Source organism: Sphingosinicella sp. (assembly GCF_052388015.1).
GTDB lineage: Bacteria > Pseudomonadota > Alphaproteobacteria > Sphingomonadales > Sphingomonadaceae > Allosphingosinicella.
Map to the genome: position 1 here is coordinate 1 of NZ_JBQTIN010000022.1, position 5432 is coordinate 5432.

The following is a 5432-nucleotide window of genomic DNA, read 5'->3' on the forward strand; positions in this document are numbered from 1 at the left end:
CCAGCACCGCCAAAGTGGCCGGCTCGACCGCGCCGGCAATCGTGACCCCGAGCACATCGATAAACTGGCGATGCGCGGATTCGAGCGCTTCGTCCGGCCATGCGTCGGGCGTCCCGGCGAGCCAGGCGCCGTAGGCCAAGACGGGATTGGTCTCCATCGCGCCCCCTTTACGCCAGCCGCAGCCGCCGCGCCAAACCACCCAGCGACTCGCGGTCGCTGCGGTTGAGGCCGTAACGCAGCGCGAGCCAGGAGGTGGCGGCCCAGAAGGTCATGTTGCCGGCGAAGCGGAGCGGGCCGCCGAAGGCGCTGCTCCACGCCCACATGCACGCGACGCCGCCGATCGCGACCGTGAAGCCCTGGGCGAGCTTGTAGTCGAAGGGCGAGAGGCCGTCGCCGATCCTAAGCTCGACAGCGGCGGCGTAAGTGGAGACGAGGATCGCGACGGAGACGGCGACCGCCATGCCCCAGGCGCCCTGCGCCGGGACCAGCCAGAAAGCGAGGGCGAGCCAGAGCGCGGCGGCGATCAGGCTGTTGAGCAGGGGCAAGGCCCGGTGGCCGATCATCTCGACGATCGTTCCGGCCGGGCCAACGATCGCCTCGCCGGCGCGGGCGGCGGCGAGGATGGCGAGCAGGGGCAAGGCGGCCATCGCCTCGCGGCGATAGACGCTGAGGATGTCGGGGCCGGTGAAGACGAGCAGGCCGGCGAGCGGCACGACCAAAGCGGTCGAGACGCGGGTGGCGAAGCGGTAGAGCGGGCCGACCTGGCTGCGGTCGGCATGGGCCTGGGCGGAAGCGAGCGGCCCGAGCACATACTGGAAGGACTGGCGGACGATATAGGGCACGGTCGAGAGCTTGCGGGCGATCTCGAACAGGCCCGCCGCCTCGGCGCCGCGCGCGCCGGGAATCATCAGGTTGATCAGCAAGGGCGGCGCGTCGATCAGCATCCGGCGGGAAATGTTAGCGGGAATCAAAGCGAGGCCCGCAAGGAGCAGATCGCGGGCGAGCGGGCCGGGCATCGGCGCGCGAAAGAGGCGCCTGAGGTCATAATAGCGGCCGAGCAGCCTGAGGCAGAGCAAGGCGGTGAGGGTCAGCGAGGCGAGATGCGCCGCCATCAGGCCGAGCCGCGCGAAGCCAAGCAGGAAGAAGCCGAGGGCGAACAGGATGCGGGCGAACTGCTCCCACACGATCCTGATCCGGATCTCCGGCCCGAAGGCGCGGCGGGCGCGGGCGGCGGAGGTTGCGATCTCGATGAAGGTCCACAAAGGCAAAGCCCAGGCGAAGAGGGCGATCGCGGCGGGCAAGCGGGCGGCGTCCTCGGGCGCGGCGGCGATCAGGCCGGCGAGCGCGGGCGCCTGCCAGGCGGCGATCGCCGCGATCAGGATCGCGGGGATCAACGTGACCAGCAAGGCAAGCCGCACCGCGCCATGCGCCTCCTCCTCGTCGCGCGTGGGGACGATGCGCTGCAGGGCGCTGGTCAGGGAGAGGTCGACGAGGTTGGTGGCGAGGTTGATCGCGGCCCAGAGCACGACATAGACGCCATAGGTCGCGAGCCCGAACAGCCAGATGTAGAGCGGCTGGGCGACCGCCTCGATCACCGCGCCCGCGCGCGACAGGCCGGCGAGGAACGCGCCCTGCGCGACCTCGCCGCGGGTGACGGCGGGAGGAGCGGGCGCGTCGGTCATCGCGTCCCCTAGAAGCGCAGGCCAAGGCGCGGGGCGGCGAGGGTCATGGCGCCATAGAGCGCGATGGTCAGCGCGCAGGCGAGCGCCAGCGCCAACCAGAAGCCGAGGCCCATGCGCAGCAAGGCGGGGAGCGCGAGGAACATCGGCATCGAGGGCAGGAAGAACCAGAAAGCGGAGCGCGAGAGCGCGGCGATCCGCTCGACATCGCCGGTGTCGCGCCACAGCCAGATGAAGGTGAGCAGCGACACGAGCGGCAGCGAGACGATCAGGCCGCCAAGGCCCGCGTTGCGCCGCGCGACCTCCGAGACGATGGCGACGATGATGCCGGAAAGCGCGGCCTTGATCGCGAGATAGAGCATCGCCTCACTCCTCGGTGCGGATCAGCACCGTCTCGCCGATCAGCAGGAACAGGAAGAACGGGCCCCAGGCGGCGAGCAAAGGCGGGTAGGCGCCGAAATTGCCCATCGCGATGGCGAAATTGTCGGCGACGAAATATGCGAAACCAAGCGCCATGCCGATCACGGCGCGGGCGATCAGCTGGCCGGAGCGGGCGAGACCGAAGGCGGCGACCGCGCCCAGCAAAGGCATCAGCACCGAGGACATCGGCAGCGCGAGCTTGCGCCACCAATGCGCCTCCAGGCTCTCGGTCGGGCGGCCGACGGCGCGCAATTCGGCGATCGCGCCGCGCAGCGAGAAAATGTCGCGCTCGTCGGGATCGACCCGGGCGAGGGTGAACTGGTCGGGGCGGATGTCCGGGCCGTAGACCAGGCTGGGCAGGCGGCTCTGGACGCCGCTGTCGACGTCGAAGACCGTGACATTCTGCAGCCGCCAGCCGCCCGGATCCCGCCCGCCGGTCTCGCCGTTGAAGATCCGCCGCAACGTGCCCTGGGCGCGTTCGTAGATGGTGATTCCGGCCAGCCGCACCGCATCGTCGCGGCCGGCGACGAGGCGTGCGAAGACCAGATTGTCGCCATGGGTGAAGGCGACATTGCTCTGCACGCCGCTGCCCGCGGGCACCAGCCCCCAGTCGACCGCCTCCCAGGCGTCGAGCGCGGCGTTGGCGCGGGTGACGATCCGCTCGTTGAACGCGAAATGGGCGAGTGCGAACAGGAAGGCGGCGACGATCAGCGGCGCGATGATCTGGTGAGCGGAGACGCCCGCCGCCTTCATCGAGACGATCTCGCTATTCTGGTTCAAGGTGGCGAGCGTGATCAGGGTGCCGAGCAGCACCGAGAAGGGCAGGAAGCGGTTGATGAGCTGCGGCACCCGATAGCCGACATAGCGCCACAGATCGGCGTCGCCATTGCCCGGCACGGCGAGGATGTCGCCGGCATTGCCGAGCAGATCGAGCATCATCAGCACGAGCGTGAGGCCGGCGAGAACGGCCAGGCTGCGGACGATGAACAGCCGCGCCATGTAGAAGGCGATCGGCCGGGACGGGAAGAAGTTGAGGTTGATCATTCGGCCGGGATCAGCCTGCGGCGGCGGCGGAACAGCCGCGAAACCAGCTTGCCGAGCCTGGCGAAGACGCGCTCGAGCGCGCCGATCGGCTGGCCGCCCGGCTTGTGGGCGAGCGTCCAGTACATCCAGAAGATCAAGGCGGCGAACAGGACGAGGGGCACCCAGAGCGCGAGGATCGGCTCGATCTGCCCGTTCGCCGCCGCCTCCTGCCCATATTGATTCACCTTGTGATAGGTGACGACCATGATCACCGAGAGGAAGATGCCGAGCCCCGAGGTGCTGCGCTTGGGCGGCACGGCGAGCGCCACCGCCAGCATCGGCAGCATCAGGATCATCACCATCTCGACCAGGCGGAAGTGGAATTGCGCCTGGGCGCCGATTCGCCGCTGCGGCGGCACGTCGGCCAGATAGCCCTGGCGGAACAGCTCGGTGATGGTGAGCTCGTTCAGCGGATTGCCACGGCCGCGGAAGGCCTCGATCGACGGCAGGTCGATCGGCAGATCGTAGCGCTGGAAGCTCAGCACCCGCGGCACCGGGAAACTGCGCTGGTTGTGGACCAGCCGGCCGTTGATCAGCCGGAAGATGATCGTGTTCGGATCGTCGGTGGCGAGGAAGGTGCCGCGATCGGCGGCGGCGGCGAGGCTGCGCCCGTCGCGCGTGTTGGCGCGGACAAAGACGCCGTAAAGATCGGTGCCGCGATTCTCGCTGCGCTCGACGCGGAGCGTCATGCGGCGGCCGAAATTGTTGAACTCGCCGACCCTGATCGAGGCGCCGAGCGCGCCCGACTGGAGATCGAAGCGCAGCTCCTGATAGGCATATTGGGAATAGGGCTGGACGAAGCCGACGATGCCGATGTTCACCGCCATCAGCACCAGCGCGTAGGCATAAGGAATGCGCAGCAGCCGGCCATAGCTCAGGCCGGCCGCGCGCAGCGAATCGAGCTCGGAGGAGGTGGCGAGGCGGCGGAAGGCGAGCAGGATGCCGAGCATCAGCCCCAACGGAATGCCGAGGCCGAGATATTCCGGGATCAGGTTCGCCATCATCCGCCAGACGACGGTGACCGGGCCGCCTTCGCTGACCACGAAATCGAACAGGCGCAGCATCTTCTCCAGCGTCAGCAGCATCGCCGCGAGCAACAACGTGCCGAGCAGAGGGAGAAAGATGAGGCGCGCCAGGTAGCGGTCGATCCGGGGAACCAGCGTCAAGTCAATCACCTTCGGGCGTCCGCGCGCCTGACGCTATAGCGCCGCGGCGCGGGCCGGTCATGCGTTAATCATCGCGTGTGCGACGCCCGCGAGGGAGCCGAAACGAACCTCGCCGGTTGTTATAGGCATGGAAAGACTGTTCGCCCAGTTCGATCTCGTCCCGCATGCGATGGCCTTGCTGATCGCTTATGCGCTCGCTTTCCCGCTGGGCTGGAACCGCGAGAAGGAGGAGCGCAGCGCGGGCCTCAGGACTTTTCCGCTGGTCGCGATAGCGACCTGCGGCTTCGTCCAGGCCACCGAAACGCTGTCCGCCGGCCATCCGGAGGCCCAGGCGCGGATCATCGAAGGTCTGATCGTCGGCATGGGCTTCATCGGCGGTGGTGCCATCCTGAAGACCGACGGATCAGTGCACGGCACCGCCACTGCCGCCAGCCTCTGGGTGACCGGCGCGATCGGCGTCGCGGTCGGGCTCGGCGCTTATGACGTCGCGGTGATGCTGGCGCTGGTCACCTTTGCGACGCTGCAGCTCGCGCCGCCGCTTAAGCGCGCGGCCCGCGACGGTAAGGAGTGACGATGCTGGCGGCACCTGCCCTTGAGCGGCGGGCGCCGCGCGTCGTGCGGCTCGCCGGGCCGGAGGATTTCGAGGGCTGGCGCGAGGCGGCGCGCGGGCTCGCGCTGATCGACGTCCCACCGGACGAGGTGGTCTGGGAGATGGATGGCGAGACGGACCTGTTGGCCACGTCGGCTCCGGCACCGCCCGCCGCGCCGGGCCTGTTCTCGGTGCCCAAAGCGTTTATCGAACTGGCGCGCAGCGTGATCCTGCACCGCGATCCGGAGCGCTTCTCGTTGCTCTATATCTTCCTCTGTCGTTTGCGCGAGCGGCCGCGGGCGATGGAGGACGCGGCCGATCCCTTGCTGCATCGGCTCGAGCTGATGGCGAAAGCGGTGCGGCGCGACAGGCGGATCGGGGAGCGGGCGAAAGCGCTGGCGGACTGAAGCCGGCTGCGCCATGCTCTCCTCCAGCGAGGAAGGGGATGGCGATGAGGCCTTTGCAGCGCGTTTCAGCGATCGCCCTGCTGCTCGT

Annotated in this window: 6 protein-coding genes; 2 read left to right on the forward strand and 4 right to left on the reverse strand. The window is 68.7% G+C overall.

The window, feature by feature from the left end:
- Window positions 1–167 precede the first annotated feature (167 nt).
- Genes ACT4N3_RS01590 through lptF form a run of 4 tightly spaced genes read right to left on the reverse strand, consistent with a single transcriptional unit; the run spans window position 168 to window position 4342 of the window.
- Complete coding sequence (locus ACT4N3_RS01590; protein WP_444853455.1) at window positions 168–1682, reverse strand: lipopolysaccharide biosynthesis protein; 1515 nt, start codon at window positions 1680–1682, stop codon at window positions 168–170.
- Window positions 1683–1690: 8 nt separating this feature from the next.
- A complete protein-coding gene (locus tag ACT4N3_RS01595) occupies window positions 1691–2041 on the reverse strand; it encodes a DUF3147 family protein (protein ID WP_444853456.1) in 351 nt (116 codons plus the stop codon).
- A gap of 4 nt (window positions 2042–2045) precedes the next feature.
- Entirely contained in the window at window positions 2046–3143 is a 1098-nt protein-coding gene (lptG, locus tag ACT4N3_RS01600; RefSeq protein ID WP_444853457.1) for an LPS export ABC transporter permease LptG, read from the reverse strand.
- Window positions 3140–4342 carry an LPS export ABC transporter permease LptF gene (gene lptF, locus ACT4N3_RS01605; RefSeq protein ID WP_444853460.1) on the reverse strand — a complete coding sequence of 401 codons (1203 nt, stop codon included), beginning with the start codon at window positions 4340–4342 and terminating at the stop codon, window positions 3140–3142. The genes lptG and lptF overlap by 4 nt, the downstream gene beginning before the upstream one ends.
- A 133-nt stretch (window positions 4343–4475) precedes the next feature.
- Between lptF and ACT4N3_RS01610 the strand changes: the two genes are divergently transcribed.
- Both ACT4N3_RS01610 and ACT4N3_RS01615 read left to right on the forward strand, forming a co-directional pair.
- The gene (locus ACT4N3_RS01610) at window positions 4476–4919 is read left to right on the forward strand and encodes an MgtC/SapB family protein (RefSeq protein WP_444853458.1); all 444 of its coding nucleotides are present in this window, start codon (window positions 4476–4478) and stop codon (window positions 4917–4919) included.
- 2 nt (window positions 4920–4921) lie between these two features.
- Entirely contained in the window at window positions 4922–5344 is a 423-nt protein-coding gene (locus ACT4N3_RS01615) for a hypothetical protein (RefSeq protein WP_444853459.1), read from the forward strand.
- Window positions 5345–5432 lie beyond the last annotated feature (88 nt).

What these genes read in the sequence shown, in the direction of transcription:
- ACT4N3_RS01590 (WP_444853455.1), bottom strand. Translation starts at nt 1,682, where the DNA reads ATGACCGACGCGCCCGCTCCTCCCGCCGTCACCCGCGGCGAGGTCGCG.
- ACT4N3_RS01595 (WP_444853456.1), bottom strand. Translation starts at nt 2,041, where the DNA reads ATGCTCTATCTCGCGATCAAGGCCGCGCTTTCCGGCATCATCGTCGCC.
- lptG (WP_444853457.1), bottom strand. Translation starts at nt 3,143, where the DNA reads ATGATCAACCTCAACTTCTTCCCGTCCCGGCCGATCGCCTTCTACATG.
- ACT4N3_RS01610 (WP_444853458.1), top strand. Translation starts at nt 4,476, where the DNA reads ATGGAAAGACTGTTCGCCCAGTTCGATCTCGTCCCGCATGCGATGGCC.
- ACT4N3_RS01615 (WP_444853459.1), top strand. Translation starts at nt 4,922, where the DNA reads ATGCTGGCGGCACCTGCCCTTGAGCGGCGGGCGCCGCGCGTCGTGCGG.